23 protein-coding genes are annotated in these 26,095 nt (G+C 52.0%); 13 read left to right on the top strand and 10 right to left on the bottom strand.

The window, feature by feature from the left end:
• Window positions 1-17: 17 nt before the first annotated feature.
• Window positions 18-1,100, bottom strand: coding sequence for a Rieske 2Fe-2S domain-containing protein (locus tag KIS77_06150; GenBank protein ID MCW5921908.1), 1,083 nt, complete (start codon window positions 1,098-1,100; stop codon window positions 18-20).
• A gap of 395 nt (window positions 1,101-1,495) precedes the next feature.
• Here KIS77_06150 and KIS77_06145 point away from each other — a divergent pair, with 395 nt between their 5' ends.
• Window positions 1,496-2,689, top strand: coding sequence for an anhydro-N-acetylmuramic acid kinase (locus KIS77_06145; protein MCW5921907.1), 1,194 nt, complete (start codon window positions 1,496-1,498; stop codon window positions 2,687-2,689).
• A gap of 102 nt (window positions 2,690-2,791) precedes the next feature.
• Window positions 2,792-3,937 (top strand): redoxin family protein, encoded by a 1,146-nt coding sequence (locus KIS77_06140; protein MCW5921906.1) that lies wholly within the window; start codon window positions 2,792-2,794, stop codon window positions 3,935-3,937.
• Between the two features lie 161 nt (window positions 3,938-4,098).
• Here KIS77_06140 and KIS77_06135 read toward each other — a convergent pair whose 3' ends face one another.
• Window positions 4,099-7,593, bottom strand: a complete 3,495-nt coding sequence (locus tag KIS77_06135) for a T9SS type A sorting domain-containing protein (protein MCW5921905.1) — start codon at window positions 7,591-7,593, stop codon at window positions 4,099-4,101.
• 278 nt (window positions 7,594-7,871) lie between these two features.
• On the opposite strand from KIS77_06135, the gene KIS77_06130 reads away from it, so the two are divergent.
• The 4 genes from KIS77_06130 (at window position 7,872) to KIS77_06115 (ending at window position 10,993) form a co-directional block, all read left to right on the top strand.
• A complete protein-coding gene (locus tag KIS77_06130) occupies window positions 7,872-8,828 on the top strand; it encodes a calcium/sodium antiporter (GenBank protein MCW5921904.1) in 957 nt (318 codons plus the stop codon).
• A 97-nt stretch (window positions 8,829-8,925) separates the two neighbouring features.
• Window positions 8,926-9,933 carry a zinc-binding dehydrogenase gene (locus KIS77_06125; protein ID MCW5921903.1) on the top strand — a complete coding sequence of 336 codons (1,008 nt, stop codon included), beginning with the start codon at window positions 8,926-8,928 and terminating at the stop codon, window positions 9,931-9,933.
• 61 nt (window positions 9,934-9,994) lie between these two features.
• Complete coding sequence (locus KIS77_06120) at window positions 9,995-10,213, top strand: hypothetical protein (GenBank protein ID MCW5921902.1); 219 nt, start codon at window positions 9,995-9,997, stop codon at window positions 10,211-10,213.
• 27 nt (window positions 10,214-10,240) lie between these two features.
• Complete coding sequence (locus KIS77_06115; GenBank protein ID MCW5921901.1) at window positions 10,241-10,993, top strand: 4'-phosphopantetheinyl transferase superfamily protein; 753 nt, start codon at window positions 10,241-10,243, stop codon at window positions 10,991-10,993.
• Here KIS77_06115 and KIS77_06110 read toward each other — a convergent pair.
• Complete coding sequence (locus tag KIS77_06110; GenBank protein ID MCW5921900.1) at window positions 10,965-11,498, bottom strand: hypothetical protein; 534 nt, start codon at window positions 11,496-11,498, stop codon at window positions 10,965-10,967. The genes KIS77_06115 and KIS77_06110 overlap by 29 nt on opposite strands.
• A 156-nt stretch (window positions 11,499-11,654) precedes the next feature.
• Between KIS77_06110 and KIS77_06105 the strand changes: the two genes are divergently transcribed.
• Complete coding sequence (locus KIS77_06105) at window positions 11,655-13,004, top strand: rRNA cytosine-C5-methyltransferase (GenBank protein MCW5921899.1); 1,350 nt, start codon at window positions 11,655-11,657, stop codon at window positions 13,002-13,004.
• Window positions 13,005-13,077: 73 nt separating this feature from the next.
• Here KIS77_06105 and KIS77_06100 read toward each other — a convergent pair whose 3' ends face one another.
• Window positions 13,078-15,663: an ATP-dependent Clp protease ATP-binding subunit gene (locus tag KIS77_06100; GenBank protein ID MCW5921898.1), complete on the bottom strand. Its 2,586-nt coding sequence runs from the start codon at window positions 15,661-15,663 to the stop codon at window positions 13,078-13,080.
• 406 nt (window positions 15,664-16,069) lie between these two features.
• On the opposite strand from KIS77_06100, the gene KIS77_06095 reads away from it, so the two are divergent.
• The 3 genes from KIS77_06095 (at window position 16,070) to KIS77_06085 (ending at window position 17,749) form a co-directional block, all read left to right on the top strand.
• Complete coding sequence (locus KIS77_06095) at window positions 16,070-16,444, top strand: STAS domain-containing protein (protein ID MCW5921897.1); 375 nt, start codon at window positions 16,070-16,072, stop codon at window positions 16,442-16,444.
• 246 nt (window positions 16,445-16,690) lie between these two features.
• Window positions 16,691-17,152, top strand: a complete 462-nt coding sequence (locus tag KIS77_06090) for a methylglyoxal synthase (GenBank protein ID MCW5921896.1) — start codon at window positions 16,691-16,693, stop codon at window positions 17,150-17,152.
• An 81-nt stretch (window positions 17,153-17,233) separates the two neighbouring features.
• Window positions 17,234-17,749 (top strand): GNAT family N-acetyltransferase, encoded by a 516-nt coding sequence (locus KIS77_06085; GenBank protein ID MCW5921895.1) that lies wholly within the window; start codon window positions 17,234-17,236, stop codon window positions 17,747-17,749.
• A gap of 34 nt (window positions 17,750-17,783) precedes the next feature.
• On the opposite strand, the gene KIS77_06080 is transcribed toward KIS77_06085, so the two are convergent.
• Both KIS77_06080 and KIS77_06075 read right to left on the bottom strand, forming a co-directional pair.
• Window positions 17,784-19,301: a DoxX family membrane protein gene (locus KIS77_06080; protein ID MCW5921894.1), complete on the bottom strand. Its 1,518-nt coding sequence runs from the start codon at window positions 19,299-19,301 to the stop codon at window positions 17,784-17,786.
• 42 nt (window positions 19,302-19,343) lie between these two features.
• Complete coding sequence (locus KIS77_06075) at window positions 19,344-19,892, bottom strand: DUF1599 domain-containing protein (GenBank protein MCW5921893.1); 549 nt, start codon at window positions 19,890-19,892, stop codon at window positions 19,344-19,346.
• A gap of 184 nt (window positions 19,893-20,076) precedes the next feature.
• On the opposite strand from KIS77_06075, the gene KIS77_06070 reads away from it, so the two are divergent.
• The gene (locus KIS77_06070; GenBank protein ID MCW5921892.1) at window positions 20,077-20,454 is read left to right on the top strand and encodes a VOC family protein; all 378 of its coding nucleotides are present in this window, start codon (window positions 20,077-20,079) and stop codon (window positions 20,452-20,454) included.
• Window positions 20,455-20,572: 118 nt separating this feature from the next.
• A complete protein-coding gene (locus KIS77_06065) occupies window positions 20,573-21,391 on the top strand; it encodes an ion transporter (GenBank protein MCW5921891.1) in 819 nt (272 codons plus the stop codon).
• Here KIS77_06065 and KIS77_06060 read toward each other — a convergent pair whose 3' ends face one another.
• From KIS77_06060 to KIS77_06045, 4 genes are all read right to left on the bottom strand, one after another.
• Window positions 21,392-22,360, bottom strand: a complete 969-nt coding sequence (locus KIS77_06060) for a zinc-binding dehydrogenase (GenBank protein MCW5921890.1) — start codon at window positions 22,358-22,360, stop codon at window positions 21,392-21,394.
• Window positions 22,361-22,732: 372 nt separating this feature from the next.
• Window positions 22,733-24,022 (bottom strand): peptidoglycan DD-metalloendopeptidase family protein, encoded by a 1,290-nt coding sequence (locus KIS77_06055; protein MCW5921889.1) that lies wholly within the window; start codon window positions 24,020-24,022, stop codon window positions 22,733-22,735.
• Window positions 24,006-24,857 carry a DUF4292 domain-containing protein gene (locus KIS77_06050; protein MCW5921888.1) on the bottom strand — a complete coding sequence of 284 codons (852 nt, stop codon included), beginning with the start codon at window positions 24,855-24,857 and terminating at the stop codon, window positions 24,006-24,008. The genes KIS77_06055 and KIS77_06050 overlap by 17 nt, the downstream gene beginning before the upstream one ends.
• Before the next feature lie 11 nt (window positions 24,858-24,868).
• A complete protein-coding gene (locus KIS77_06045; protein MCW5921887.1) occupies window positions 24,869-25,192 on the bottom strand; it encodes a tetratricopeptide repeat protein in 324 nt (107 codons plus the stop codon).
• 161 nt (window positions 25,193-25,353) lie between these two features.
• Here KIS77_06045 and KIS77_06040 point away from each other — a divergent pair, with 161 nt between their 5' ends.
• Window positions 25,354-26,094: an electron transfer flavoprotein subunit beta/FixA family protein gene (locus KIS77_06040; GenBank protein MCW5921886.1), complete on the top strand. Its 741-nt coding sequence runs from the start codon at window positions 25,354-25,356 to the stop codon at window positions 26,092-26,094.
• Window position 26,095: the final 1 nt, after the last annotated feature.

Raw genomic sequence — 26,095 nt, 5'->3', positions numbered from 1 at the left:
TTTTGCCTTTGGCCCATTCACGAAATCATCCTTGTCACCAACTGGTGAAAATGATGCACCCCTCGCTCCTGTTTTGGCGAAAAACGCCCGTGCCGATAGAACCGCGAGCGGGTGCCGATTTGCACTTGCTCCACGACTGCCTCGTCTTCGCGCTCCACGAGGTCAACATCGGCCCCAGCACCCCGACCCAATTTTGAGGCATCCCAGACATAAGCGCGAAAACTGACTTTGGTCAAGTCCAACTGCAACGGGCGCACGATATTGAGCGACAGCCCCCAGGGGTAAAAATTGAACATGATGTTGGGAAAAAGCCAGAAGTAGTAGCCCGCTATGGCTTGTCCGTAGTCCTCATGCCCGGCGGGAAGGTCGAAAACATCCTCGCCTCCTTTGGAAACGCCAACCTGCACATTGCTCCAGTCGAACAATTCCGTGCGATAGGCTCCCCAATCCAGCGAAGTGGCCAAACCCTTGTGAACGAACGGAATATGGAACCCTTCAAGGTAGTTGTCGCAGTACAAAGCCCAGTTTGCCTTCACCAAATAGTCGCGCGAACGTGCCGCGTCGAATCGGAAATGCTCCAGTGGCATAAACCCGATTTTGCGTTCCATGTCGGCAATCCAGTCCTCGAAAGGAAATGCGGGCGCGAGCGAGGTGAACACAAACTGCCTCCATTGTCGCACAGGGATTTGAGTTAGATTGTCGTCGGCGCATGGAAAATTTTCCATCCCCTCGGTTTCGGGCATCGCGGCAAAATTTCCGTTCAAAAGAAAGCGCCGGCCATGATAACCACAGACGATGCCGCGCTCGAGTTTGCCCGGATGTTCCACCAAAATTTTCCCTCGGTGCGTGCAGACGTTTGACATACAGCGCAAGGTGTTGTCCGCGTCGCGCAACAACAGCAGCGGCTCCTCTATAAACTTGTCCATGAACTGAAATGGCATGGCATCGAAAGGCAACTTCACGAGCGCTTCCGCGTGTGTGACCATTTGCCACGACCGGGCAAAAATTTGCTCCCGATAGGAGGCAAAACCCTCTGGCGAATTGTAAAACGCGCCGGGTAGGGTGGTGGCGCGACGAATATCAGGCTCTATTTGATACATGACAAATGACGGTTGAATCAGCAAGGCAGCGTTCGTCCGCAATTCCCCTGAACCGCTTGACGAAAAATCTGGAAGCCAAAAGTAGTGTTAGAGTGTTCTTTTTTTGGGAAAAACAAGCCTCTTGTGTCTCGTGTCGTCAGGTTTTCAGTATAATTGAAGTTTCAATCCATTCAAAATCAAGGACATCAATCATGCTGTACTGAGAAAACTTGTCGAATGTGAGGTGCGTTTTTTCCCTACGTTTGCCGATGGCAAATCGCCCGAACAGCGGGCGGGCACACCCTCGATACCTCACGTCGCCAAGTTTGGGACATGGCTACAAGGGCAGTCCGCTTAAAGTCCATGGAGAGCAATCATGGTGAACTGATAAACCATGGCGAATCAAGGTAAAAATTATGAAGCAGCACATTCGTCAACTCGCCGCCATCGCCCGCAAGCGTCGCCGACGCATCATCGGTCTCATGTCCGGCACCTCGTTGGATGGCCTAGATGTCGCGCTGTGCGCATTTAGTGGTGCCGGGCAACGCACGCGCGTAAAGGTCGAGCGATTCAAGACCGTGCCTTACGACGGACATTTCAAGGCGGAAATACGGCGAGTTTTTGCCCAAAAAGAAATTGATTTTCAGCACCTCGTCTTGCTCAATGCGCTGGTGGCCGAGCGCCACGCGAGCATCGTCAACCAATGCCTTTTGGAATGGGGCGTTGCCGCCTCTGAGGTGGATTTGGTAGCAAGTCATGGGCAGACGGTGTTTCACGCGCCCCGTGTGTTGCATGGCCTGCCCGATTACCCCAACGCGACCTTGCAAATTGGCGACGGCGACCATATCGCTCGTCGCACGGGCATTGTCACAATATCCGATTTTCGGCAAAAACACTTGGCGGCAGGTGGCGAAGGCGCTCCGCTTGCCCTTTACGGCGACTATTATTTGTTTTCAAAAAATGGAGAAGAACGCTTTTTGCTCAATATCGGCGGCATCGCCAATTTCACTTATCTGCCTGCCGACGGCAATCCCACAAAGGCATTTGCAACGGACACAGGCCCGGGCAACACACTTTTGGATGCCTTTGCTCGCGCTTTGTTCGATGTTCCTTTCGACGAGGAGGCACTCCTCGCCAAAGCAGGGCGGGTGGATGAACGCTTGCTCGACATTTTTAAAGCGGAGCCTTTTTTCGCCAAGCCCCTCCCCAAAACCACTGGGCCCGAACTTTTTTCCACTCGCTGGGTCGAGGCCGCAGTGCGCCAACTACCCAAAGGAAACCCCAACCCTTATGACTTGTTCGCCACGCTCACTCGCCTTACCTCCGACACTATCGCGGATGCTTTGAACAGCGTCGCACACCAACACGAACCGTCGCTCTATCTCAGCGGCGGCGGTGCTCACAACCCGTTGATTGTGCAGTATTTGAAAAACAATTTTCGAGGTTGGAAGATTCGCCCGATGCGTGTGTTGGGCGTGGATGGCGACGCAAAGGAAGCGGTTCTTTTTGCGGTGTTGGCCAATGAATCCGTGGCAGGCGAGGCGATGGAAGGCGCGGTGCTGGGCGGAGTGCCGTTGGTGGGGATGGGCAAAATATCACTGCCGGGCTGATGAGGGTTTGGGTGGTGTTCCTATCTTCGCCATCCTGTCGTTACTGAAAAAAAATCTGTTGACATGAAAATTCAACCTTACCTCGTCCCCTTTTTTGCGCTCATGCTGGCTGCTTGCCAATCGTCGCCCAATCAGGCAAGTCAATCGGTGCAGCAACCCACCGCTCCCGGCCAGCCACAGCTTGTTGCGAAGCAAAATGTGAAAACCCTCGACATCGGGGCGGATGCGCCAGACTTTAACCTGCCCGACGTGGATGGCCGGTACTACACCTTGCAAGACTTCAAGGATGCAAAGGCATTGGTGGTCGTTTTCACTTGCAACCACTGCCCCACCGCACAGGCTTATGAAGACCGCATCATCGCCCTGACGAACGACTACAAGGGAAAGAGCGTGGCGGTGGTCGCCATTTCGCCCAACAGTCCATTGGGCCTGCTGCCGGAGGAACTGGGATATAGCGATTTGAACGACGACTATGAAGCGGGCAAACTTCGCGCGGAGTACAAAAAATTCAATTTCCCCTACCTCTATGACGGCGACACCCACGCCGCCTCTTTGCAGTATGGTCCCGTTGCCACACCCCATGTTTTTATTTTTGATGCAGCGAAAAAACTGCGCTACACAGGTCGCCTCGACAAGTCCGAGAAACCCGGCAGCGCCAATGCCGAAGATGCTCGTGCGGCGATTGATGCCATTCTATCAGGTGGCACCATCGCAGACCCCGTCACGAAAACCTTTGGCTGCTCCACCAAATGGGCTTGGAAAGCTGACCTCAAAGAAAAAGCCGAGCGCGATTGGGCCAAGCGCAAAGTGACGCTCAACAAGTTGGACGTGAAAGGCGTGCAGGCACTTTTAAAAAATGAGGATTCCAAAAAGTTGCGCCTCGTGAATGTGTGGGCCACTTGGTGTGGGCCTTGTGTGAGAGAATACCCGTCTTTCATCGAGATACAGCGGATGTATGGCGAGCGCGATTTTGAGTTTGTCTCCATCTCCGCCGACAAACCCGAACAGGAAGAAAAAGTGCTGGATTTTCTAAAAGGCAGACAGTCGGCGGTGACGAACTACCTTTTTTCCGAAAACGACAAGTATGCCCTTATCGAGGCAGTGGATAAAAATTGGAACGGTGCCTTGCCCTACACACTTCTTGTAGAACCCGGCGGCAAGGTGGTGTGGAGCTACCAAGGCGACGTGGATTTTCTCGAACTGAAACGAGCCATCGTTGAGCACCCGATGATGGGGCGGTATTATTGATTGTTTGAGGGCTTGCCCCGCTAGGCGGAGCGGACAGAGTTTGAATAGTTTGAGAGTTGTTGACAGGATTGACAACATTCACAGGATTGCCCCCCCCTTTTTGGGAAAAAATCCTGGAAATGTTGTCAATCCTGTCAGTATTCAAACTTATGAGGCGGCCTCTATTGCTTCACCACTCGAACTGGTGCCGACACGGCGGTGTCGTTTGCGACGGTGACGAGAAAAACGCCGGCTGGCAGATTGTGCACCGAAAGGTGGACGGTATTGATGCCTTTTCCTGAGAACAAGGGTTGTTCCAATACAACACGTCCCACGATGTCGGTCAACCGAACGACCGCGTCCTCCTCCTGTTGGGTGTTGAACTGAACGGTCAGCCCGTCGCTCATGGGGGACGGGAACGCGCTTGTGATGCCAAACACCTCCGAGCGCCGCGTCAGCAGGATGACTTGCGACATGGAGACAGTGCCATCAAAATCCACCGAGCGGAGGCGATAATATGCCTTGGCGGGAGGCAGGCGGTCTTCCAGAAAATAATAGAGCGGTTCGGTCGAGTTCGCTTGGCCGGGCTTCCTCCCCACCTCTACCCAAGTGCTTCCGTTGAGCGAACGCTCGACGATGTGCCACTGCACGTTTTGCTCTGTTAGGGTGGTCCATTCGAGCAAGTTGTATGTGCTTTCCACCTTTCCGCTGAATGATTTGAGTTGCAGCGGGAGCGCGAGGGCATCAAGCCTTGCGCCAAACTCGCCCAATGAATCTGTGCTAAATTCCAAGTAAAATGTTCCGACCATTGGCACGGGATTGACCCCGCTGATTAAATGGAACGCCCCTGCATTGTTCGTCATGAAACAGTCGGAAGTGTCTCCGTTGAAACGGGTGACTTCGAGCTCGCTCAGCGTGGCTGCGGGCGCGTTGGCGCTGTCTTTCAACGCGGCAAATTCAGCGTTGGTGAAAAACAGGCGCAGCGAGACGTTGCCCGTGAATGATTGAGAGGAGGAAAAATTGTAATAGAGCGGCAGATAGGGAAAGTTGGGCGATGAATATGGAATCTCGTCGTACTTCAAAGCGCGACAAAACACGGTGTCCAAGTTGAGTCCGTGGGGGTTGATGGCCGCCACCAAGGGGCCGATGTCAAGGTCGTTGACCGTAGCATAGATGTTGTACCACTTTTCCTCATTGACGTTGGCGACAAAGAAATCAATGTCGCAGTTGGCCTCTTCCACCCGTTCGACTGTTTCGAGCACCGAGATGCAAAATGCCCCGCTATTGACACCCCAGCCGTCCACCTGAATGTAGTAGTAATCACCGTCCACTAAACCCGAATAGGACACCACAGAGTTGAAACCCAGATAGGTGTTGCCGTTGTTCTCGTCACTGACCAACAGCTCATAAGTGGAATAGTCCGATGGGTCGCCGACGCGGTAGAGCGCCACCTGCGTGTCGTCGTTGGGCTGATGTGTGCCGAATGGGTCCGTGAAGATGGTGACAGTGCCGGAGGGCGGCGCTTGGAACTTGAACCACACCGTTTCGTCCGCAGCATCGAGCCAGCGACCGACCAAGCCATCCGAATCATCTACGTCGGGGTTAGGTTCGTCGGGGTCAACTGTAGCGCCGACGTTGGAGTACACATTGCTGAGGCAGGGCGAGCCAACGATAATCTCGATGGCATCTTCAGGTTGGTCATTTGGCACGCCACAATCCGTGATTCTGAAAGTTTGAGATACGTTGGTGGTCACTTGTGGGTCGGCAAGTATGTAGTAGAGCGTTCCAGCGGTCAATGTGGCATCGGGTATGGGGGGAAAAGACGAGCTGCCCGGCACATTAAAATCGCCTATACATTGCCAGTCGTCCCCGTTGCAGTCATCGCTTGCTATTTTGTAGAAATAATTGACAAAACCGCCGGAGGCGTTTGTTACCTCGAAAGAGTAGGAGCGAGTGTGCGGGGCTACAAATCGGAACACGCGCTCCTTGCCGGGAGAGTTGGAGCCGCACTCGTTGGAATTCCAGATGCCCGTTTTGGCGGCGCTAAACATTGCGGGCGAAAGACACTGTATCTCTATGCCATTGCAGTTGACAGGGATAATGAACACTAAGGTGTCCCAATCACTGCTAAAATTGTTGACACAATTGCTGCGAATGGCAAATTGGTAGGCCGTGCCAGCTTCCAAACTGTTGAAATTGACCGAACTGCCCACATATCCCGTGGCCGATTGTATCACGGACGATGAGCCGACATAGGGAAGCTCCACCAACTCCCAATCGTAGTCGGCGGCACCAAAAATCTCTTGCCACGACATATTGGCTCCCGTGAATGTGATATTGGTCGCTTCAAGCCCAAGCACGGGGTAACAGGTGTCAGGCTCTAAGGGGGCGCAGCTTAGAATAGCTATCCATCCGTTGCCCTCATCGGTCTCGTCAGAGGTGAAATAAAACGTCAGACAACCAGAGGCTGAGCTGGCTGTAAATGGCCCCGGAACCGGGTCGTCATATACTCCAGTTAATGCTGCCAATAGTGGCGACAAGGTGTCGTTGCCATTGTAAATCCGCAAAGTGTCTCCACTACCGATTGAGATGGGAGTAAAAAAAGAAATGGTCAACGCATTGTCTGGAATATCCGGGCAAAGTGTCTTTAGAACACTCGTGTCTGCGCTATATGGAAATGCAAATCCGCCAGGGTCTGCGAAAATATCGTTGCAGCTTGGGTCGGTTGTGAAGTTAAGCGGGCCAGTCCATCTGCTCACCCCGTCGCCACAGTCGGAGCGCACCCAAAGTGCGTATGTGGTGATGCCATTCAGTCCGGTGATGGTAGCGTTGGGCGTGGTAGTGGAGCCGCCGCCGAGCGCACTACCCACGCTGCCTGGGACGTAACCTTCCAGGCCGTAGGTGTAGTCGTATCCAGCCGGGTCGCCGCCCGCCGGAGCGGTCCAGTTCGCGGTGGCTGTCGTGGAGGTCACGTTATTCAATGTGAGCGCCGTGGGTGGGTAGCAGAAGGTGAGATGGAGGACGGGGCGGTTGGTCGGGGTGCCATCTTCATTGTTTGCCGTTGTTGAACAAATGTCGGTATTGTTGTTTTGCGCTCTCGTACGCGAGCCATTGAACGCCAATCCCGTAGTCCATTGCACGGATGCATTGTTGGATGCAAAAGGTCCTGGGTTAGGCGGATAGTGACAGATTTCCACGACCAGATTGGCGTTGGATGCTCCGTTCCAGTAAAAAGGAGCTGAAAGCGCAAACTCATTCAGCCCGAGTGTTGGTGTATAGTTGACTGGCCCATAAAGTATTTGCGCGCCATCTTGCCATGTGCCCGCAATGAGCGAGACGGAACTGGTCAGCAGCAATTTGATGGTGTAATTGTCATGCACGCCTGCGTCGTTGAGGCTTTCCACAAAAAAGCCCAATTTGATGATGTTACCCTCTGACACGCCTGCATTCACCAACTCTGAGGCGCGATAGAGGTACTGTGCTCGGGTACTCGAACGGTCGTCGCCAAAAGGCGTGGGGTAACTCATGTTCGTGTTGCTTCCGTTGTTTGCCCCGATGATAAACGACTGCGCTCGAAGGGCAGGGGGGCAAAGCGCGATAATCAAAGGGAGAAAAAAAAGACTTGCGTGGTTGCGAGGAGTCATCAGACGTGTAATCAGTTGTAAGGTCTGTTTCATGTTCACGGAGGAATTGGATGATAAAAGCAGTGGTTTTTGAGCCAGACGAAGGCACGGATGCGGAACACCCCTGTCGGTTCGGCATTGATTGTCAAATGATAAGAAGGAAGGATTGTCGTCAGGATTGAAAAAAGGCGGGTAAAAATAGGTGAATAGCGATATTCCTTTTTTTGGAAAATAAAATTTGTCGTCTTTCCACCAGAAGCCCGTAGTCATGTTTGCGTGGTTTTATCGCCATATTTGCCCCTCGATTTTATCTCATCTTTCCAGTCCACAAGATGTTGCATCACTTTTTCTTGCTTGCGTTGGGCATTGTGTTGGTCAATTATGGCGCGAAGTACTTGGTAAGCGGTGCGTCCTCTGTGGCCAAGCGGTTCAAGGTTTCCGACTTGGCTATTGGCCTCACCATTGTGGCCTTTGGCACTTCTGCGCCCGAGTTGGTGGTGTCTGTAGTTGCGGCGAAATCCGGCCAAGCGGATGTGGCCATTGGGAACGTGGTGGGTAGCAATTTGGTCAACATCTGCCTCATCTTGGGGTTTTCGGCTATTTTAGCGCCGCTACGCATTCATTCCAGCACGGTTTGGAAGGAAATCCCGTTCAGCCTCATGGGCATTATCGTCGCGTTTTTGGTGGCCAACGACATACTGATTGACAACGACGCACCCTCCGTTATTTCGCGCAGCGATGGTTTGGTCCTGCTCTGTTTTTTGTTCATTTACCTGTACTATATGTTCGAGATGGCTTTGGAAAACCCCGTGGTGGACAATTCCGATTCGCCTCAGGTGGCAGTGTGGTTGGCGGTGGCGATGGTGGTGGGTGGCGTGGTCGCTTTGGCTATAGGCGGGGATGTGTTTGTGGAATCGGCGGTCGAAATCGCGCGCTGGTTGGGGGTGAGTGAGGCGGTCATTGGCCTCACTTTGGTTTCCATCGGAACCTCTGTCCCCGAATTGGCTACCTCTATCGTGGCTGCCCGAAGGGGCAACGCGGACCTCGTGGTGGGCAACGTGGTAGGCTCCAATATCTTCAATGTGTTCATGATTTTGGGCGTGAGTGCAGCGATTGCCCCTTTGCCGCTCGCTGGCATCACCGCCACAGACTTCGGCACTTGTGTTTTTGCCACCGTCCTGCTTTTTGTTTTTTGTCTGAAAAAGCCTCGCGTGATTTTCCGGTGGAAAGGAATCGTGTTTCTGCTTATCTACGCTACCTATATTTCTTATTTGCTCGCCAATATGTAGCGCACCTTAGGGTAGGCAGGATGCTCATGCAACTTGCACCTGTGCGTTTTGGCAAAATAAGAGATATTTGGCGCTGCACAAACCATGCGAACTCATGATGCACCGCTACATACTCCGAGCCGGAAGTCTGGCCAATATGAAACTGCGCGAATTCACCCTGCCAGCTCCTGCTCCCGGCGAGGTACGCGTGGCTGTCCGTGCCGTTGGTTTGAATTTTGCCGACATTTACGCGATTTGGGGGCTATATGGCGCCACGCCTAAGGGCGAGTTCACGCCCGGCCTTGAATACGCGGGCATCGTGGAAGCAGTTGGTCCCGGCGTGCACCACCTAAGCCCCGGCGACCGAGTGATGGGCGTGACGCGCTTTGGCGGCTATACCTCACATCTCAATATTGACGCTCGCTACGTCATCCCCCTGCCTGTGGATTGGGATTTCAAAACAGGCGCCGCCTATCTTGTGCAGACGCTGACGGCTTATTACGGCCTGAAAACGCTCGGCGCATTGGAGCGTGGGCAAAACGTGCTGATTCACAGCGTGGCAGGCGGTGTGGGTTTGCAGGCGCTCAAAATCGCCAAGGCGCACGAGTGTTTTGTCGTCGGCACGGTAGGGAGCGGAGCCAAAGTGGATTTTGCCCAAAAAGAGGGCTGCGATATGGTTATCGTGCGTGCCGCGGATTTTGAAAAACAACTGAAGGACGCGCTCGGCAGCCGCCCGCTGAATCTCGTAATTGACACGGTAGGCGGGCGATATTTTTCCATCCCGTTCAAATTGCTCGCCCCGATGGGAAGGCTCATCGTGGTCGGTTCGTCGCGATACACCAGCGTGGGCAATCGTCCCAACCTCTTTCGGCTGCTCTACTACTTTCTCACGCGCCCCAAAATTGACCCGCAGCAATTGCCGGAAACGAACAAGGGCGTTATGGGTTTCAACTTGATTTGGCTCTACGAACGGGCGGAGCTGATGCACCAACTTTTGGGAGAAATCAAAGAGTTGAGACTGGCACCGCCGCACGTTGGCCATGTTTTGCCTTTTGAACAGATGCACGAGGCTATCAAGTTGTTTCAAAGTGGAAAAACAAGGGGCAAGGTGGTATTGGAGTTATGAATAATTTTTGAGAAAAACCGCCGAATCTCCCTTCCCTTTCCATCTTTGCGCCATGAAAAATATGAATACATCCGACCCTGACCTCAAGCATACCCAAGTCGTCGAAATTCTACAGCAAATCGAACGCCTCAACATTATGATTGCGGAACACAGCAAGGCGGATGCTGACGATGCGCTCATCGTGGAGCAGTATGAGGTGTTACGAGCCGATTTCCTGAACGATTTGGATGCCGTGTTGTCTGACTACGGGATTGAGGCCAATCTTAAAATCAAGGCTTAACCCACCCTTTCTCATTCGCGTCTCAATATGCCCCTGCTCCTCACCCGGCATCCCGCTCCCGACACCACGTTCGGCATTTGGCAAGCAGCCGAGGAAGAGGTTTTTTTTCGGGAGGAATTGCCGTTGTCGCCAGAAGAGGAGGCCGAAATAACCCGTCTCAAACACGACTTGCGTCGCCACGAATGGCTCGCCGGACGATGGCTCCTCCACAAACTCACTGGTTCCCCCCAGCGCCTTCCGCTTGCCAAAGACGCATTTTCAAAACCTTTTTTTCCTGAAAATCAGCAACTTGCCTGCTCCCTTAGCCACTCGCACGGCATCGTAGGCGCATTGATATTGGGCGAGCAGCAAACAACCCCGTCCGAACGGATGTTCATCCGGGCGGGCAACAACCAACAACGCATCACTTGTGGCTGCGATATCCAAGTACTGGTGAGCAAAATGCCGCGATTGGCCTCGAAGTTTTTGAGCGAGGAGGAAGAAAAATTTGTCCGGCAACACTCAGCAGCCGCTCAGTTTGACCTACTGCACGTTTTCTGGACGGCCAAGGAAAGCCTTTACAAAGCGTATGGCTTGAAAGCGCTCGACTTTCGCGCTCATTTGCGTGTAGAGCCGTTTGACTGGAAAGAGCAACGCGGACGCTCGATAGGGTGGGTTGAAAAAGAGAGGGTTCGGCAGGCATACCACCTTCAGTTTGAAAAAATAGCCCTGCCAAACGAGGGTGAGTTGGTCTGGACGGTATGTCTGCCCCTTAATGTCTCCTCATCGCCCGGGCTTTGATGGTGGAGGGCGAAACACCCATGTCCCGAGCGGTCTGCACATGAGGTAAATGACACAGCAACCCAATCTTGATAATAGCCAAATGGTGAATGGCATGGTCATAAACAAACATCAGTTCTCGACCCACAGTGCTCGAATAGGAAGGGCGCTCCTGCCCGCCAAATTCTGCGCGGACGCCGATGGGTTTGGCGGTGTCCAATTCGAGCAAAACGTCGGCAAAGGCTTCAAAGGCCGCCGCTGCGATGCCCGGATTGTCCTCGTAGAGCAAATTTCGCTCGCGGGCGGCGTAATCCACCATGCCCACTGAAACGCCTTTTTCGAGGCATTGAAAAAATTCAAGTATGTGGCGGAAGTGCTGTCCTAATGTATGGCCCTCAAATTCAGGCAGTTGGCGACGATATTCGTGAGGCTCCAACTGTTCAAGGACATGGTTGATTTGTTGGACGACGGCCAAGATGGCGCTGTTGACTTGCATGGAGGCGTTGCGCGGGATAGGTGTTGGCAAAATGTTTTCGGTGCTTAAACAAGGCTCTTGCAGCTGTAAAAATAGATACGATTTTTTGCTTTCAATGGATTCGTCCGATTTTTGTCCGTCTTGCGACTTCTGAATTGGATTCTTTGATTTCCACACACCATGTTACCCGCTCCATTCCTACAAACGATGCGAGAACTCCTTGACAAAGAGGGGTTCGACAGGTTTGTAGAGACCATGAGGCAACAGGCTCCCGTAAGCATTCGACTGAACCCCTCCAAGCAACCGAAAAGCGATATTGGAGATGGGTGGGGTAGGGGAACCGCTAAGGTGCCTTGGCATCCGTGGGGGCTTTATTTGCCCGAACGCCCTGTTTTCACGCTCGACCCGTCCTTCCACGCGGGGGCATATTATGTGCAGGAAGCATCGTCCATGTTTCTGCATGAGGCGCTGCGGCAAACCGTGGATTTTTCCGAGCCTTTGAGGCTCTTGGATTTATGCGCAGCCCCCGGTGGGAAAAGCACCCTTCTGGCCGATTTGATTTCGCCTGAGAGTTTGTTGGTCGCCAACGAAGCCATTCGCCCCCGCGTGGCTGCCCTGCGAGAAAATCTGGAAAAATGGGGCGCTTGGAATATCGCCGTCACCCATGCCGACGCGGGAGAATATGCGGCGTTGGAAGATTGGTTTGATGTAGTTGTGGCCGACGCGCCGTGTAGCGGTGAGGGCTTGTTTCGCAAGGACCCCGATTCGGTGCGCGAGTGGTCGCCTGCCCATGTTGAGATGTGCTCGGTGCGGCAGCGCCACATTCTGGCGGCGGCAGTGGCGACCCTTAGGCCGGGTGGGGTGTTGGCTTATAGCACCTGCACGTTCAATGCCACAGAAAACGAAGGCAATGTGGATTGGCTCTTGAAAACGTTCCCCCTCGAAAGGCTTACTTTGGAAATCCCAGCCGATTGGGGCATCACTGCCAGCGCACACGGTTATCGCTTTTTTCCACACAAGCTGAGAGGTGAAGGTTTTTTTATGTCCATATTGAGGAAAAAAGATGGGATAGGGCAAAAACATCGCACGGCAGCGGCTTTCAAAAACATCAATCCTTTGGCGAAAGGGTTTGTCCCTGAAATAAGCAGATGGCTACATCCAGACACGGAGGCAAAGTACTTTCAAACACCTTCCGGCGAGATGCTGGCTTTGCCCGCTCGATTGGAAAACGAATACCTCGTGCTGGACAAGTTTTTGAAAACCAAGTGGTTCGGCACTATGGTCGGCGAATTGAAGGGAAAAGACTTTGTGCCCTCTCACGCTTTGGCGTTGAGCCGGCGCATCGCCACCAATTTGCCTGCGCTCGATTTGGAGCGAGAACAGGCCCTGCGTTTTTTGAAAAAAGAGACGTTTGAGTTGCCGTCTGATACATTGCATGGTTGGGCGCTTGCTCGATATGAAGGGCTGAACCTCGGTTGGGTGAAGGTATTGCCCGGTCGGATGAACAACTATCTGCCGCCTGAGCGCAGGATTCGAATGAGCTTGGATGCCCAATGAAAAACCCCGTTTCCGCAGCTGTTTGCTACAAAAACGGGGTTGAACACTTTATCGAACAACATCTGTTGGGCCTCTACCCTTCCACTGTTTTGCCTCGCTCCTTCTTTTTGGGCGTGTCAGGGCCGCTTGGCGTTTCAGCTGCGGCAAAAGCAATCACCAAACCATCTTTCGCTTCGTTCAGTGAGGCTGTCAGCATGGAGCCTTCGCCCGGGTTTTCGTTTAGGATAAACTCTGCAAGGGGGTCTTCGATGTACTTTTGAATGGCGCGATGCAAGGGGCGGGCACCGAACTGTGGGTCGTAACCTTTTTCAGCCACAAAGTCTTTGGCCTCCTCCGTCAGAGTGAGGGTGAACTTCATGTTGTTCAGGCGCTTCATCAATCCTTCGAGTGCGTTGTCAATGATTTTAAAGATTTCATCGCGGCCGAGGGAGTTGAACACCATCACATCATCAATGCGATTGAGGAACTCGGGCGAAAAAGTCTTTTTCAATGCGTTCTGGATAATCGTCTTGCTGTTATCCTCGGCAGCTTCCATGCGTGCCTTGGTGGCAAATCCGACCCCTTGGCCAAAATCCTTCAATTGCCGCACCCCGATGTTTGAGGTCATGATGATGATGGTATTTTTGAAATCCACTTTGCGGCCCAATCCGTCGGTCAACTGACCATCGTCGAGCACTTGAAGCAAGATGTTGTAAACGTCCGGGTGTGCTTTCTCGATTTCATCGAGCAACACGACAGAATATGGTTTGCGACGTACTTTCTCGGTCAATTGCCCGCCCTCTTCGTAGCCCACATAGCCCGGAGGCGCGCCAATCAAACGGCTGACGGTGAACTTTTCCATGTACTCCGACATGTCAATGCGAACCAACGAATCGTCGCTATCAAACAGGTAGCGAGCAAGCGCACGAGCCAGTTCGGTCTTGCCCACCCCGGTAGGCCCTAAGAAGATAAATGAGCCGACTGGCTTTTTTGGGTCTTTAAGGCCGACGCGATTGCGTTGGATGGCCTTGGAAATTTTTAAAACCGCGTCGTCTTGACCAATGACCATTTTTTTCAGGTCGTCGGCCATGTTCACAAGTTTTTTGCTTTCGCTTTGCCCCACTTTGCGCACGGGAATGCCCGTCATCATCGCCACAACTTCGGCAATATCATCCTCTTCCACCGGATAGCGCCGTGTCTTTGTCTCGTCTTCCCATTCCATTTTGGAAAACTCGAGCTGGCGAACAAGTTTGCTCTCCTGGTCGCGCAGGTTGGCGGCATCTTCGTACTGCTGATTCTTGACCGCCAAGTTTTTCTGCTCTTTGAGTTCCTCGATGCGTTTTTCCAAATCCTCGATGTGTTTCGGGACGACGATGTTCTTCAAGTGAACGCGTGCCCCGACCTCGTCCAGCACATCTATGGCCTTGTCTGGCAAGAAGCGGTCGGTGATGTATCGGTCGCTTAGCCGGACGCAGGCTTTGATGGCTTCCTCCGAATAAGTGACGTTGTGGAAGTCCTCGTATTTTGGCTGGATGTTTCTGAGAATGTGGATAGTGTCTTCTTGGCTGGGCGGGTCCACCATCACCCGTTGGAAGCGGCGGTCGAGTGCCCCGTCCTTTTCAATGTATTGGCGGTATTCGTCGAGTGTGGAAGCGCCGATGCACTGCAGTTCTCCACGGGCGAGGGCGGGCTTGAATATGTTGGAGGCATCAAGCGAACCTGTGGCACCGCCAGCGCCTACCATGGTGTGAATTTCGTCAATGAACAAAATCACGTCGCGGCTTTTCTCCAGTTCGTTCATAATCGCTTTGATGCGCTCCTCAAATTGGCCTCTGTATTTGGTGCCAGCCACCAAAGCCGCCAAGTCGAGCATCACGATGCGCTTGTTGAACAAGGTTCGGCTGACTTTTTTCTGATTGATGCGAAGGGCGAGGCCCTCCACGATGGCGGTTTTGCCGACGCCCGGCTCGCCGATGAGGATTGGGTTGTTTTTCTTGCGGCGGCTGAGAATTTGGCTGACGCGCTCGATTTCGCGCTCGCGACCTATGATGGGGTCGAGTTTGCCCTCTTCAGCCAACTTAGTGATGTCGCGCCCAAAATTGTCGAGCACCGGTGTGCGGCTTTTTTGTTCGCGCTTGGGGGTGGATTGGTAGCCACGGCGCTCGTCGTCGTCATCAAAATCGCCTTCGCTGGGGGCTTGGGCAAAAATATTGGGCGACGCGAGGTCTTGTTCGGAGCGCACATACTCCAGTTCTTTTTTGAAGGTATCGTAGTCCACGTCGTATTCGTTTAAAAGTTTGGTAGCAAAAGTGTCCTGATGTTTCAGGAGCGAGAGCAAAAGATGCTCTGGGTAGATTTCCTCGTTCTTCATCATTTTGGCTTCGAGAAAAGTCACCTTCAAGACGCGCTGCACCTGAGTGGTCACTTGGTATTCGCCTACATAAAGATTTTCGGCCGGTGGGTAGGCGCTGTAGCGCGGGATGGACCGCTCCAAGCGCTTTTTTAGTTCGGGCACGTCCACCAAAAGTGCGTCGAGTACCCTTACTGGCAGGCAATCGCGTTCGGCGATGATGCCGAGCAGCAAATGTTCTGCGCCGATGTAATCATGTCCCAAACGTCTGGCTTCTTGGCCGCTTTGGTTGATGATTTGTTTGACAACAGGGGAAAATTTCTTATTCATTACGAGAATTAGTGTCGTTGATGCTGTCGCAGTTGTTTCCGAAAAAGTGGCGTTCTTTGCCGCGAAACTTGAAGTCTTTGCTCGCTTGACTTTTTCAAGCGCCTTTCTTTTGCCGGGACAAGTTTAGGATAATCGCAGGACTCTTTTTAATGGGTTTATAACAATTTTTTCTGTGTTCGGTTTTGGGGCGCGATTTCTCCATTTGCATGGCACGCGATTCCTTTTTTTTTAGTTTTTCGAAACGCTGAAAAAACAATGCCATTGTGAATAAGGGCTGACGCTATGGCAGGTGCGGGGAATCCCCGAAAATTTTCTTGCAATCAATTGGGTATTGGTTACTTTTGTCCTTCCTAAAGATTCGTTTCACAAACTTAATCAAATTGATTTTTCTGAAAATCAGGTTCTTATGAAATATCGGATTGACAAACAGGACCAATATGCCGTGCTCACGCTCGATGAGGAAAACCTGAATTCCACGATTGCGCCGAATTTGAAAAGTGACCTTATCTTCTTTAGCCAAGAGGGTGTGCGCAACCTGATACTCGACCTTTCCAATGTCAAATTTGTGGACAGTAGTGGCCTGAGCGCCATTTTGACAGGCCATCGCCTTTGGAAGGATGGAAGTTCTTTCGTCATCGCTGGCCAATTGCACCCGATGGTGGTCAAACTGATTGAAATTTCGCGGCTCGATACCATCCTCACCCTTGTGCCTACACTGAGCGAGGCAATTGACTATGTGAAGATGGAAGAGTTGGAGCGTGAGTTGCAGGAAGAAGAGTAATTGACGACGGATATTCTGCTATGTTCGACTGACGTTCGAGGGGGAGCCGTTTGCTTTTGGGGCAAACGGCTCCTGCTTTTTCCGTGTAAGTACCCGGACAGATTTATTTCACACAACGACACTGCGACACTACGATTTTATTTTTCTGATAATCAATTCTTCGTGCCGTTGTGTCGTCGTGTGAAATGCTTGAATAATTTTGTCTTAGTACTTATATCTATTTATCAAATCAACAACATAGCGTTTATGGCAAATTTGCACGCTCGCACTTTGCCTGCGAGAAAACGAATTGCCCTTGTGGCCCACGACAACAAAAAAAAGGACCTGATTGATTGGGCGTTTTACAATCGAACCGTGCTGTCTCGGCACGAATTGTACGCCACAGGTACCACTGGCAGGCTGCTGACGGAAGCGCTCGACAGACCTGTGAGTGCCTTGCATAGCGGACCATTGGGCGGCGACCTCCAGATTGGGGCGCTGATAGCGGAAGGAAAAATAGATGTGCTCATCTTTTTCTGGGACCCCATGGAGGCCCAACCCCACGACCCTGACATAAAGGCATTGCTGCGGATTGGCGTGGTGTGGAATATCCTAATTGCCTGTGACCGCGCCACTGCTGATTTTTTGCTGACTTCCCCGCTCATGCTTAATGAATATCAGGCAATTTTGCCCGATTACAGCGAATACACGGGACGGAAAATGAAGTGAGGCCAAGCATCGGGCGACTTTGATTTGTTCGCAGCCTGCCACCTTCTACCCTCCACCTGTTTTTCACCAAACTACATAAAAATGTCCGTTTTGAAGGCCCAACACGCCGACATCTCCGCATTGCTTGCGTTGGTAAACGGCGCTTTTCGCGGCGATTCGGCCCGCCGCGGCTGGACGCATGAGGCTGATTTGTTGGATGGAACGCGCCGTACCGACGAATCAACGCTACGCACACTTTTCGACACGCCCGGGGCGGTCATACTCAAATACTGCGATGAGCGCAACGAACTGCAAGGCTGTGTTTCTCTGCAAAAAAAGGAACGCGGTATGTACCTCGGTATGCTGACCGTGAGACCAGACTTGCAGGGCGGAGGCATCGGGAAAAAACTTTTGGCAGCCGCAGAAGGACATGCCAAGGAGCAGGGGTGCCACTCCATCTACATGACGGTTTTCTCCGTGAGGGAGGAGTTGGTGGCTTGGTACGAAAGGCATGGCTATCTGAAAACGGGTGAGCGACTTCCCTACCCGGCAGACCCCCGATTTGGCGTTCCGACGCAGCCGCTTGAGTTCGAGGTGTTGGAGAAATCGTTGTACTGAACGCTCCCAAACATCTCTCAAGTCTTGCCCATTCTCATTTCCACCTTTGGCTTATCTTCTCAAAAGTCGGAATGTGCCGGTGGTGGTACATATCGAGCACCTTGCCGTCTTTCCACACAACGATGCCTGGATTGGCGCGGATGATGGTTTTGAGCAATTTATCGTCGGCTTTGTAGAACGGATACCTCGCCTGCACTCGCGCGGCAAAATCTTCTGCCGCTTCCGCGTCGCCATAAGTGGTGATGGCATATACTTTCCAACCAGCTTTGGCTGCCGATTCGGCTAGCGGGTTCACTTCCTTTTGAAAGCGCTCGGCATAAGCAGGTGTGGGAATAAAGGCTTCGCGCTCAATTTTTCTTTGCTCCACGGAAACTATCCTTTGCTGCAAATGGAAAGAATCCTTGCTCAGGCGGACAGTATCGGTCGCCCATACAGTGTCGGGTTGCACGAGGGTTTCCGTTTGCTTTTGTCCTTTGAGTTTGTAAGCGACAATCATAAGGCTGTAGCCTTCCTCTGCAAGTATTTCCTCCGTTACCTCTCCGTTTTCGGTGCTTTCCACGGCAAAGTCGCTCACTTTGGTCTTGGTTATCGGCATTTTTTGACCGTCAATTTCCACATACCAATCGGTCTGGATTTGGTCTTTCACCTTCCAGCCATCGGTTTTGGGGTACTCTTTGTAATAGGTTATTTTGCCGGGTTCTGGCTCCATGAATTTCACTACTTTGCCCAGGCTGTCATTTTCCAAAACCCATCCGAGAATGTCAATTTTCGCGTTGGATTCCAACTCCAGGCGCTCGCGGACGTTGGAGCCGATTTTGAAGGGGCGAAAATCAACTATTGGGAGATTCCAATAGGTATTTTGAAAACAGAAAAACAGCGAAGCGGCTGTCGCTATGCCTACTGACAGATTCTGGACAGTGCCGTTCCACAGTTCGTGCATATTGCGCCAGCGGAAGAGGAACAACAGCGCGGGAACCATCAGGCCCACATCTTTGAAAAAGGAAATTTTTGGGTCCAACTTGATGAAATCGCCGAAACAGCCACAGTCCGTCACGCGCATTTGGGTTTTTATGTACGGCCCCCATTTTGCGAAATCAAAAAAGTTGGCTTCCGAGGGGACGAACCCTGTCAGATAGGTAAATCCCGTCAACACGGTGAAGAAGAAAACAACGAGAAAAAAAAGCCAAGCGGTCAGGCGCCGCTTGAAACCCACGATGAGCATCACGCCGAGCGCGATTTCGAGCACAATCATAAATATCGAAAAGCCCTCGCTGTATTTGCTCAACCACGGGAACAGGGGCGCAAGCCCTGCAAAAACATTGTTCAGCCCCGCGAAGGTTGGCTCGAAAGCAGCGAAATAATCTTCCATTTTGTAGGCCGTCCCGATGGGGTCAACGGCTTTCACCAACCCCGAAAAGATGAACCAAACGCCGCAAAAATGCTGTAGAAAAGTGATAAAAATTGATTTGTGTTCTTTTATCCGAACCGTCCATGCGGTCAAGCCTGCGCCGATGACGGCGAAAGAAATCAAAAGGGTAGGTAAGGAAGTCATGCTTTATCGTCGAATCTTTTGTTTGCGTGATGGTTTGTTCATTCATGCGGGGTGGTTTTCTTCCAGACGAATTAGCGCGAATACCGCGTAGTTGATAATGTCGCGATAGTTCGCTTCCAACCCTTCGGACACTAGCGTCTGGCCCGCGTTGTCTTCTATTTGTTTGATTCTGAGTAGTTTTTGCAAAATCAAATCGGTCATGCTGCTCACACGCATCAATCGCCACGCTTCCCCATAATCGTGGTTTTTGGCTTGAAGCAGCCGAATGTTTTCCGCGACGTGTTGGTCATAAAGTTGGGCGGCTTGTTGCACGTCGAGTTCCAAAGCGGCATCGGGTGGCAGTTCGAGTTGAATGAGCGCCAACACGCTGTAATTCACCAACCCGATGAACTCGGATTCCACGCTGTCGGCCACTTTTTGTGTTCCTTTTTCCTCGATGCTGCGAATGCGCAGCGCCTTGATGTAGAGCTGGTCGGTGATGCTGGCAGGCCGCAGAATGCGCCAAGCCGTGCCGTAATCGGCGGTTTTTTTCAAAAAGAGGTCACGGCATCGGCTTATTATTGCCTGAAATTGTTCGAGTGTGTTCGTCATGCGGTTAGGTTGGCGAGGGCAAAGATAGGAAAGCATATTTCCGGGCTGCCGCGACTTTTGAATTTGTTAACTTGCTACTGTGCGGTGCTTGAAAACAAATGTTTTTAAACACAAAAAGTTTTTCTTTTTCAAAAAGAAACTACTTTTGGCCGAACAAAAATTATTGAGCTAAGAAAGCAGTCACATGAAACGAGTTATTGGCATTGGCGGCGTTTTTTTCAAATGCCGCGATGTGGAGAGTACCCGTGCCTGGTATGCCAAGCATCTGGGCGTTTGCCTCGAAAGCTGGGGCGCACAGTTCAACCTTAAAGATGAGGTTCACCCGGAGGCATATTCCGTGCTGAGCTTTTTCAAACAGAGCACGGACTATTTCGACCCGTCCGAGTCCCCTTTCATGCTCAATCTGAGGGTGGCTGACTTGGACGCATTGGTGGCCGAGCTGCGCAACGAGGGGGTAGAGCTCATCGGGGAGCCATTGGAAGAAGAGTTTGGCAAATTCGCTTGGTTGCTCGACCCAGAAGGGAACAAAATCGAGTTGTGGGAGCAGCCCTCGAAGACATGATGTGCCTCCTACCGCCAAGTTTTGGGCATGACTGCAATCGCAATCCACTCAAAATCTGAGGCATTAATCATGGCCATCTGACAAATTCCAGCGAATCAAGGTATAAAATCGCAATCAAATGGAGGATAAAACCGAAGGATTCAGGGCTAAGCTCCATGAAGTTATATTCGAGGCCGACACCAAAGCGGGCAAGCGGTTCGACCTCGCATTGTTGGGACTCATTCTTTTGAGTGTGGCGGTGGTCATGCTGGAGACGATTCCCTCCCTTCACGAGCGGTACTTCCATTGGTTTTATGCCATCGAATGGTGTTTCACCGTCATTTTCACCATCGAGTATCTCCTTCGGCTCTACGTCGTGAACGCTCCCTTGCGATATGCCAAAAGCGCTTTCGGATTGATTGACCTTGTGTCTATCTTACCTACATATCTCAGTTTGTTCGTTGCTGGTTCGCAGACGCTTTTGGTTGTGCGCATCTTGCGCTTGCTGCGTGTGTTCAGGATACTTCGGATGGGGCGCTTCCTCTGGGCAGGGCATATCATCTCAAGGGCGCTTAAAGCCAGTCGGCATAAATTAGTGGTGTTTGTGTTTTTCGTGGCGCAACTGGTCATCATCATTGGCGCGGTGATGTATTTCGTGGAGGGGCCATCGAATGATGGTTTTTCGAGCATACCGCAGAGTATCTATTGGGCTGTGGTGACGCTGACCACGGTAGGATTCGGCGATGTCACTCCTGAGACCCCGTTCGGGAAGTTTTTGGCGACTTTGGTCATGGTGATTGGCTATGCCATCATAGCCGTGCCGACGGGTATCGTGTCGGCTGAATTGGTGGCCAATCAGAAGCAAAACAACACGCAAGTATGCCGCCATTGTTCTCAAGAAGGGCACGATGACGACGCGTCTCATTGCAAGTATTGCGGCTGGAAGCTGTTCGAGTAGTCAAGGTCGGATGCTCAGGACAATTTTCCCGAATTGCTGGCCTTTGTCCATTTTTTCGAATGCATCATTTCCCATAGAGAGGGGGAACACCGAGTCCACAATCGGCACGATGCCATGTTTTTCCACAAATTTGAGCATGTTGCCGAACTCATCCAAGGTACCCATGGTGGAGCCGAGTATGCTGATTTGCTTCCAAAAAACAGGTTGCATGCTCAAACCGTTTATTTTCCCCAACGAGCCACCATAGATGCCTATGCGTCCGCCCGGATTGCACAAGGCAGGGAAAGCGCTGAACCCGTCGCCTGCCGCGGCATCCACGATGACATCGAAGCCGCCTGCATCTTGTTTGAGTTTTTTATCCCATCCTGCCTCGCGGTAGTTTGCCCCTCCTTTGGCACCCATTTTTGACGCGCGTTCTATCTTTGAATCTGCCCCCGAAGTGACAAACACCTCTGCTTGGGCAGCGAGCGCAATTTGAAGGGCCATCAGCGCGACTCCACCTCCGACACCCGAAATGAGCACCTTTTCGCCTTTTTTTAATTGACATCGGGAAAAAAGCGTTCGCCAAGCCGTGAGGCCTGCAAGCGGAAGGGCGGCAGATTGCTCCCAGGTCAAGTGAGCTGGTGCCGGGAAAATGTGGCTGCTTGGCACCCGAATCATTTCGGCGAAAGTGCCATCTTCCGGCATCCCCAGCACCCGAAATTGCTTTCCCTGAAAACGAGGGTCGTCGCCCCAATCCAATGCTGGGTAGATGACCACCCTTTTGCCCTCCGACTCTCCAGCCCCGTCAGAGCCGAGCACGCATGGAAACTTGATATTGGCATACAGTCCCTTCGTGATGTACACGTCGCGGTGGTTGAGCGCGGCTGTACGCAGGCGAACGATGGTTTCGCCCTTGACGGGTGCAGGTTCTGGCATGTCGCCGAAAACGAGAGGTTGGTGCAATGCGTTGAGGATAAGTGCCTTCACGATGAAACGATTGAAGGGCGCAAGGTAGGGAGAATGGGGATTCCGAACGTTTGGGCGAAGGGTATGTTTTATACCATGATTCGCCGGAGCTGGCCGGATGTTCATGATTGCTCTCCTCAATTATGAGCAGATTGTGCTTTTATCCATGCCCAAAATTTGGCATGTTCGGTATAAAAGAGAAAAAGGCCCCCCGCTTTTTGCAGAGAGCCTTTTTATGCAGCTGATGATAAACGATTACAAAGAAAACTCCATGAGATTATAAAGGACGTTGAAATCCGCGCCAGAATCGTGCCACATTTAGTTAAAATGAAAATTTGTTGGCGCTCCCATGTGTTTTGAATACCGCGTTCGGGTTAAAAAGTGTTGGTCGGTTCATTTGCGAATCCAGCCTTCGGGGTTCATACGCTCTTTTTGGTTCCACACTTCAAAATGGAGCTCCGAAGCACCCGTGACTACGTTGGTGCTGACGCGCCCGATGATTTGCCGACCGCGCACCTCGTCGCCCTTGGCGACGCTCGTCTCGACCAAATTGGAATAGACCGTGTAATAATTGCCATGCTGTATAATCACGGTGTAGTCGTGGCCGGGAATGTATTGCACGCCCGCCACAAAACCATCATAGACAGATCTGACGGCAGCGTTTTCCTCGGTGCGTATGTCAATGCCATTGTTGGTGATTTCGATGTTTTTCAAAGTGGGGTGTTTTTGGCGTCCAAAGGTGCGGGCCACGAAACCGCCCTCGACTGGCCAGGGCAACTGACCGCGTTTTTGTTGAAAAGCGCGGGAGAGGTTGTCTTGCACTTCGGGGGCAGCCGTGGGCGCTGCCGCGTTTGGGCTGGGAGTGGTGGCGGTGTTCGACTTTGGCTGAGAGGGGGTGGCGGCGGGGCGATTGCGGGACTCTGCGGTTCTTCTGTTTATTTCGTCTTGAATAATGCGCTCTATGGCTTTGTTGAGGGCTTCATGCGCAGCTTGTTTTTTTTCCAAATCGGTTTTCAACCGTGACTCGTCTTGGGAGAGGGATTTTAACAGGTTGTCTTTGTCGCTCAGCTCGGTGGTAAGAATGGTCTTTTGGCTGCGCAACGAAAGCAAGAGGGTTTCTTTCTCACGCCTTGTGTCTTCCAGCGAAGAGACTTTTTTGGAAAGCATTTCTCGCGTGTCGACGATTGCGTCTGCCTGTTTTTTTCTGAAACTGTCGTATTTGCGCATAAAAAGCCAGCGCCGGAATGCTTGGTTGAGATTGTCTGCCGAAAGAATATACAGGAGCGGGTTGCTGAGCACCCGCTGGCGAAATGCGCTGCGTACCATTCTGCCATACTCGGCCTGCATCTTCTCGATGTCGCGGTTGAGCGACTCCAGCACGGCTGCGTTGCGCGTGATGCCGCGCTCGGCGAACACGATTTCGGCCTCGATGTTGGTGATGAGTTTTTCCCGGCGCTCTATCTGCTTTTGCAGCGCGATGTATCGGTCGTAAGTTGCCTCTTTGGTTTTGGTGGTCTTTTTCAGCAGATTGTTTGTCACCTCTATGTCGCGCATGAGCTTTTTGCGTTTGTCTTCCAATTCCTTTTTGCTTTGAGAAAAAGCATAGGCGGGGCAAAGGAAAATGGCGACAAGCAGGGTGAGTGCAAGCGGTGACAAGGTGTGAGTTTTATTCGATTCGCTCATAATGCTCGGGAATTTGAAAGCGATAATTTTTGGGAACATTGACTTCCACATCCGACAATTGTAGTTGCAGTCGAAGGGTGCCGGTCTCGGGGCTATATGCTTCAACACTGCGAAAATAAGGGAAAAAACCCGCTCCGGCCAGTTTTTTGTAGCGGTCAAAGCCGAACGTCACTACTCGTGTGTCGCGTGTCTGCACAAATGTCTCGCTCCTCAGAACATAGGAGCCTTCTTCCATTTTGTACTCCGTTCCGGTGCTGCCATTCGAGCCACTCAACCTGTGGAAGCCTTCTTTTATGTCGGATTGCAGACTTATATCTGGAAAAAACCATGCCGAAGCGAGCACGGCACTTTGCAACAAGTCGAATCCGGCAGGCAAACTGTATTGTCGTTGCAAGGATTCCAAGCCCTGTATCGTGTATGTCTTGTCTAGGCGATTGAGGAGATAGATCGAATCTTTTGTCACCAAAGCCCGGGCGGCTTCGATGCCCAGCTTTTTCACGTTTACCCACAACACGCTGTCTCGAATCCAGATGATGTTGGCGTTGGCAGAAACGGCTTGCCCGTCTCCTTCGGCATAAATATCGGCACGGGCCGAAAGGGTCTGGATACCAGACACATCTCGGTTCCGCAATTTGTCCTGCAAAAAATTGGCAGGCAACACTACCGTGGCAGGCTTGGCGGGACCACTTGGCACTTTGCGGCGACGACAACCTGAATCCTGCGCCGATATGCCAACGAGCAACAATAATAAGGCGAAATATCTGAACCCATTTGTGAGGCTTGTTGCGGCAGGTCGGGTGTGCCATTCCACTTTGCCGTTGTCAGTTTTATCCATACATGGTTTTTTCATTCTTCCGGGTCCTCCAGATTTAAGAGCGCTCCTTGCAGTTCGCCCATAGCATGAAAATCATTGGCTTTGCGTGCCGTTTCGATGCCTTGTTTGTAGGTAAGGATAGCGTTTTCGATATCCAATTGCTGCTCGAAGAGCTTGCCCAGATGATAATAAAGACCCACATAACTTGGGTCGGCATCGCGCAATCGCAAGTAGAACTCCATGGATTTAGCCCGGTCGCCAGTTATTTCATATTCTTTTGCGACGGCAAATAGCAGGAACGAATCCTCAGGCGAGGATTCCAGCAACTGTAATAAATGTGGGAGGCGTTTGCTCATTTTAGAGTGTTGATGAACGCTTGGGCTATTTGGTTGTTTTGGCAAGCGAAAGTTCGCGCGAAGTTTTTTTGAGCAAAACGCGCTTCCTACCTTTGCCCGCCCGCAAAAGTAGGGCTTGAATTTCAACCCGTTGACCCAAATCCATTCAACCTGTTCTCAGCATGAAATTATTAGTCTGCATCAGTCAAACACCGGACACCACCGCAAAGGTCTCCTTCAATGCCGACGGCACGGAGTTCAACGCTGCCGGTGTTCAGTTTATCATGAACCCCTACGACGAGTGGTACGCGCTCGTGCGAGCCTGCGAGTTGCGCGAGGCTTTGGGGGGGGCCGTCGTGGCGCTCAATGTCGGCCCCGCGAGCAACGAAACCACTATCCGCAAGGCGCTCGCCATTGGTGCCGACGAGGCTGTGCGCATCAATGCCGAGCCTAAAAGTGCGGCATATACCGCAAAACAAATCGCGGAATATGCCCGCAATGAAAAGTTCGACATCATTTTTTTGGGCAAGGAAACGATTGACTACAACGGCTCCGAAGTGGGTGCTATGGTCGCTGAATATCTCGATTTGCCCTATATATCTTATGCGTCCAAGCTCGACCTGAATGGTAATGTGGCTACGCTTGAGCGCGACATCGAGGGTGGGGTAGAGGTGTTGGAAGTGGATTTGCCCTTTGTGGTGAGTGCCGCCAAAGGCATGGCCGAACAGCGCATCCCGAATATGCGCGGCATCATGACTGCTCGCACCAAACCGCTCAAAGAGGTGCAGCCTGTATCGTTCGATGAGCCTGTGAAAGCCGTCCGTTTCACACTCCCTCCCGCCAAAGCGGGCGTGAAACTCGTGGAGCCAGACAACATGGACGAACTGGTGCGCCTGCTGCACGAGGAAGCCAAGGTAATTTGAC

The organism is Saprospiraceae bacterium, from assembly GCA_026129545.1.
In the GTDB taxonomy this organism is placed as follows: domain Bacteria; phylum Bacteroidota; class Bacteroidia; order Chitinophagales; family Saprospiraceae; genus M3007.
This window is presented reverse-complemented; position numbering and strand designations above follow the sequence as displayed.

What these genes read in the sequence shown, in the direction of transcription:
- KIS77_06150 (MCW5921908.1), bottom strand. Translation starts at nt 1,100, where the DNA reads ATGTATCAAATAGAGCCTGATATTCGTCGCGCCACCACCCTACCCGGC.
- KIS77_06145 (MCW5921907.1), top strand. Translation starts at nt 1,496, where the DNA reads ATGAAGCAGCACATTCGTCAACTCGCCGCCATCGCCCGCAAGCGTCGC.
- KIS77_06140 (MCW5921906.1), top strand. Translation starts at nt 2,792, where the DNA reads ATGCTGGCTGCTTGCCAATCGTCGCCCAATCAGGCAAGTCAATCGGTG.
- KIS77_06135 (MCW5921905.1), bottom strand. Translation starts at nt 7,593, where the DNA reads ATGAAACAGACCTTACAACTGATTACACGTCTGATGACTCCTCGCAAC.
- KIS77_06130 (MCW5921904.1), top strand. Translation starts at nt 7,872, where the DNA reads ATGTTGCATCACTTTTTCTTGCTTGCGTTGGGCATTGTGTTGGTCAAT.
- KIS77_06125 (MCW5921903.1), top strand. Translation starts at nt 8,926, where the DNA reads ATGCACCGCTACATACTCCGAGCCGGAAGTCTGGCCAATATGAAACTG.
- KIS77_06120 (MCW5921902.1), top strand. Translation starts at nt 9,995, where the DNA reads ATGAATACATCCGACCCTGACCTCAAGCATACCCAAGTCGTCGAAATT.
- KIS77_06115 (MCW5921901.1), top strand. Translation starts at nt 10,241, where the DNA reads ATGCCCCTGCTCCTCACCCGGCATCCCGCTCCCGACACCACGTTCGGC.
- KIS77_06105 (MCW5921899.1), top strand. Translation starts at nt 11,655, where the DNA reads ATGCGAGAACTCCTTGACAAAGAGGGGTTCGACAGGTTTGTAGAGACC.
- KIS77_06100 (MCW5921898.1), bottom strand. Translation starts at nt 15,663, where the DNA reads ATGAATAAGAAATTTTCCCCTGTTGTCAAACAAATCATCAACCAAAGC.
- KIS77_06095 (MCW5921897.1), top strand. Translation starts at nt 16,070, where the DNA reads ATGAAATATCGGATTGACAAACAGGACCAATATGCCGTGCTCACGCTC.
- KIS77_06090 (MCW5921896.1), top strand. Translation starts at nt 16,691, where the DNA reads ATGGCAAATTTGCACGCTCGCACTTTGCCTGCGAGAAAACGAATTGCC.
- KIS77_06085 (MCW5921895.1), top strand. Translation starts at nt 17,234, where the DNA reads ATGTCCGTTTTGAAGGCCCAACACGCCGACATCTCCGCATTGCTTGCG.
- KIS77_06080 (MCW5921894.1), bottom strand. Translation starts at nt 19,301, where the DNA reads ATGACTTCCTTACCTACCCTTTTGATTTCTTTCGCCGTCATCGGCGCA.
- KIS77_06075 (MCW5921893.1), bottom strand. Translation starts at nt 19,892, where the DNA reads ATGACGAACACACTCGAACAATTTCAGGCAATAATAAGCCGATGCCGT.
- KIS77_06070 (MCW5921892.1), top strand. Translation starts at nt 20,077, where the DNA reads ATGAAACGAGTTATTGGCATTGGCGGCGTTTTTTTCAAATGCCGCGAT.
- KIS77_06065 (MCW5921891.1), top strand. Translation starts at nt 20,573, where the DNA reads ATGGAGGATAAAACCGAAGGATTCAGGGCTAAGCTCCATGAAGTTATA.
- KIS77_06055 (MCW5921889.1), bottom strand. Translation starts at nt 24,022, where the DNA reads ATGAGCGAATCGAATAAAACTCACACCTTGTCACCGCTTGCACTCACC.
- KIS77_06050 (MCW5921888.1), bottom strand. Translation starts at nt 24,857, where the DNA reads ATGGATAAAACTGACAACGGCAAAGTGGAATGGCACACCCGACCTGCC.
- KIS77_06045 (MCW5921887.1), bottom strand. Translation starts at nt 25,192, where the DNA reads ATGAGCAAACGCCTCCCACATTTATTACAGTTGCTGGAATCCTCGCCT.
- KIS77_06040 (MCW5921886.1), top strand. Translation starts at nt 25,354, where the DNA reads ATGAAATTATTAGTCTGCATCAGTCAAACACCGGACACCACCGCAAAG.